4 protein-coding genes and 1 pseudogene are annotated in these 3,680 nt (G+C 70.6%); 1 reads left to right on the forward strand and 4 read right to left on the reverse strand.

The window, feature by feature from the left end:
- On the forward strand, nucleotides 1-398 hold a 398-nt coding region (locus AC1D15_RS21995; protein ID WP_477827641.1), incomplete at its 5' end, for a hypothetical protein.
- Nucleotides 399-483: 85 nt separating this feature from the next.
- On the opposite strand, the gene AC1D15_RS22000 is transcribed toward AC1D15_RS21995, so the two are convergent.
- From AC1D15_RS22000 to AC1D15_RS22015, 4 genes and pseudogenes are all read right to left on the reverse strand, one after another.
- On the reverse strand, nucleotides 484-1,233 hold the full coding sequence (locus AC1D15_RS22000) for a class I SAM-dependent methyltransferase (protein WP_477827642.1): 750 nt from the start codon (nucleotides 1,231-1,233) through the stop codon (nucleotides 484-486).
- A gap of 13 nt (nucleotides 1,234-1,246) precedes the next feature.
- On the reverse strand, nucleotides 1,247-2,602 hold the full coding sequence (locus tag AC1D15_RS22005; protein WP_477827643.1) for a methyl-accepting chemotaxis protein: 1,356 nt from the start codon (nucleotides 2,600-2,602) through the stop codon (nucleotides 1,247-1,249).
- 19 nt (nucleotides 2,603-2,621) lie between these two features.
- The gene (locus AC1D15_RS22010; protein WP_047500511.1) at nucleotides 2,622-3,335 is read right to left on the reverse strand and encodes an RNA polymerase sigma factor FliA; all 714 of its coding nucleotides are present in this window, start codon (nucleotides 3,333-3,335) and stop codon (nucleotides 2,622-2,624) included.
- A gap of 20 nt (nucleotides 3,336-3,355) precedes the next feature.
- Nucleotides 3,356-3,680, reverse strand: a pseudogene (locus AC1D15_RS22015) (flagellar biosynthesis protein); the annotation flags it as partial.

Raw genomic sequence — 3,680 nt, forward strand, 5'->3', positions numbered from 1 at the left:
TCGTAATGCAGCAGCCGGTGATTCCCGCGTACGAAACCTCGCCCGAACTCGAGGCGACCCTCGGCGCGGTCGAGACGCAACTCGCCTCGCTGGGCGAGGCACTGCGCACGCGCGACAGCGCGGCGATCGACCTGCACGCGACCGAACTGCACCGCTCGCTGGCGCGTGCGGTCGACCACTTCTCCCGCGCCGCCCGCAGCGGCCCGGTGCCGACCCCGTTGCGCGAGCGCCTGGCGCTGGCCGGCGGCCTGGTGGCGGCACAGCGCGAATCGCTGGCGCGCGCCACCGCCGCACTCGATCGCGCGATCGACGTGCTGATGCCGCGCGAGCGGCCGGCGGCGGTCTACTCGGCGATCGGCCCCGCCGAACGCGGCAGCCGCGGCTCCATTCAAGCTTGAATGGAGCCCCCCAGTCGCTTCGCTCCTGCCCCCAAGGGGCGCCACCCCTCGGCCCGGCAAAGCCGGATCCTGGGGCGTTGCTTGATCAGCGCGGCCTGAACGGCGCTCTATAAAGCCACACCGGCCGGCCATCCGGGCAGAGGTGCCGAGCCACCGGGCGCAGTTCCTGCGCCTCGAATTCCAGACTTGCCATCCATGCGCCGGCGCGCAGCTCCTGCCGCGCCTTCGCGACCGCGCGCGGCATGCTCTCCGGCCGCTGGAACAGGTAGACCCCGTCGTACGCCGACCAGTCGGCCTGCCAGATGTCGCCACGCGTCACGCGCGCCGGGATGCGCTGCAGCCGACAACGCAGCCCGCACAGCAGCCGCACCGGCCAGCTCCACTCGATGCCGTCGAGCACCGCCCCCGGATACGCCACGTGCAACTCGCGCAGACCGTCGCCCAGCCCGCAGCCRGCGTCGAGCACGCGTGCGCCGTCCGGCAGCGGCATGAGCGACGGCAGGCCGCGCAATGCACCGCGCGGCGTCGGGAACACCGGCGCATCGCGCCAGGCATGGACGGGATAGAGGGCCAGCAGCGCGCCCATCGGCAGCAGCCAGGCCCAGGCAGGCAGCGCACCGGCGAGGCCGGAGGCCAGCAGCGAGAGGGGAAAGCCGAGTGCCACGAAGACGCGCCGCCAGCGCGTACCAGCCACGATCGGCAGCAGCGCCAGCACGCCGCCGAGCGCGGTGGCCAGCAGCAGCGCGATGCCGAGCGGCACGGCAGCACGCTGCAATCCGAAGAAGAGCCCCCAGGCCGCAGCCCAGGCCAGCAGCGCGGGCAGCGGCCAGATCACCCCGGCCCCGGCGTCAGAAGTTGAACGCGAGCCGCATGCCGCCCCAGTGCCGGCCCTGCACCGTGATCGGTGCGGCGGCTTCCTTCAGCAGCACGAACTGGCCACCGCCCATGTCGCGGCGGTAGGTCTGCAGCAGGAACGGGCGCTGGTTGCGCGCCGAAGCGAGCCCGGTGCGGTCGTTGAAGATGCGGCGGTAGCGGCTGTTGGCCGTGTCCCAGGCCAGGTCGCCGCGCTGCGGGTTGCAGTACTTCTTGTTGTGCGTCGCCACGTAGCCGTTGCGGTCGACCGCGATGCAGAACACCACCTTCGGGCTCAGCGTCAGCACGCGCTCCTGCACCTGCGGGAACAGCCGGTCGGCCAGCTCGATGAACTGCGTGGCGTGCTGCGCCGGGTTCGTGCCCGGCAGCGGCCGGTAGTTCTCGTCGAACAGGGCTGCCGGCGAAATGGTCTTGGTGCGCAGCGAATCCTCGAGCAGCTTGCCGATCTGCGCGGCCGCTTCCATCGCGGCCTGGATGAACGGCGTGTCCTCGGTCTCGATGCCGCATTCGGCGACCAGCTCGATCAGGTGCTCCGAGACCTTCAGGAAGGCCTCGCTGCGGCGCATCGCGCTGTCGAGCGCGGCGGTGGTCTGCTGGATCTCCGACTGCATCGCCCCCATCTGCACGTTGACGCCGCCGCAGATCTCGCGGCTTTGCGTGGCCGCGGCGGTGATGCTCGCGACACCGGCCTCGACATCGGCCAGCGCCTTGTGGAACCCGCCCTGCCGGACTTCGCCCGGCTTGACCTGGATCTCGCGCGACAAGGCCTCGATGCGGGTGTCGAGCACGCCCACGGTGCTCATGATCGCCTTCGACGACCCCTCGACCTTCGAGGCCAGGTCCTTCACCGCATCGGCCACCACGCCGAAGCCGCGACCGGCCTCGCCGGCGCGCTTGGCCTCGACCGAGGCGTTGAATGCCACCAGCCGCGTCTGCAGCGCGATCTGCGTGATCTCGCTGGCGGCCGCGGCCACCTCGCGCAGCGTGTCGACGATGCCCGACACCTCGGTGCCGACCGCCTCGACCGCGTCGCGCGCTCGTCCGACGGCCTCGAGGCTGCCGGCCGTCACGTCGCCGATCGCCTGCTGCGCCCGTGTCACTTCACCGAGCTGGCCGGCCAGCGCGAGCACGGCCTGCGCCTGGCGCGCCGACACCTTGCTCGCGTCGTCGAGCAGGCCGCGCACCTCGGCGGCGTCGCGGCCGACGCTGGACGCCTGCTTGCCGATCGACTGCACCGCGGCGCGCAGGTCGGGCTCGGCGGCCGCGCTCATGGCGCTCACCACGGGCTCGACCGGCTGCAGCTCGCGGCCCTTGCGGAACATTGCAAACATGTCGTCTCGATTTCTCTGTTCACCACTCGCGCAGCTTGACGCGCAAGCGGGCGATGGACTGGCTGTGCAGCTGGCAGACACGCGATTCGGTCACCTTCAGCACGGCCGCGATTTCCTTCAGGTTCATGTCGTGCTCGTAGTACATGCTCATCACGTACTGCTCGCGCTCCGGCAGCGTCTTGATGCCGTCGACCAGGGCCTGGCGCATGCGCTGGTCCTGCAGCTGCGCGAGCGGGTTGACCCCTTCGTCGGCGACGTGCCGGTCGAGGTAGTCATTGTCGCCATCGTCGCCCGACATGTCCTCCAGGTAAACCAGCTGGGTGCCGCGCACCTTGCCAAGCAGTTCCTGGTATTCGGGCAGCGTGACGCCCATCTCGCGGGCGATCTCGCTCTCGGCGGGCGCGCGGCCGAGCTTCTGCTCGAGCTTGTGCACCGCCGATTCGATGGTGCGCTGCTGCTTGCGCGTGCCGCGCGACAGGTAGTCGTTGCCGCGCAGCTCGTCGAGCATCGCGCCGCGGATGCGCTGCGTCGCGAAGGTCTCGAACTGCACGCCCTGGGCTGCGTCGAAGCGGCTCAGCGCGTCCGTCAGGCCGATCATGCCGACCTGGATCAGGTCGTCGATCTCGACGTTGGCAGGCAGCTTCGCGATCATCTGGTGCGCGAGGCGGCGCACCAGCGGGCTGTACTGCTTGAGCATCGTGTTGACGTCGAGTTGGCCTTTGGCGGTATACATGGGGTCAGCTCCGGGGAAATTCAGTTCAGGGCCTGCTGCGGGAAATCGCGGTACGCCGGGAAGGCGGTGGCGTACGCGGTTTCGACAGAGGCGGCAGGCTGCAGCACATCACGGGCCCAGCGGCGCAGGGCTGGCGTGGGCGGATCGTTGACATCGGACGCCGGGTCGACGTGCATCCAGTCGCGCAGCACGGCGCCCAGGAAGCCATCGGCACACGAGGCGATCTGCTGCGCGATGCGTTCAGCGCGCGGCGAATGGGGGGCGGCGCCGAGCAGCAGGTCGTGCACCATCAGGCCGGCGCGCTGCGTCAGCAGCTTCATCGCGGCGTAGGCGTGGGTCACGCTG

The organism is Rhizobacter sp. P2_H2, assembly GCF_056403375.1.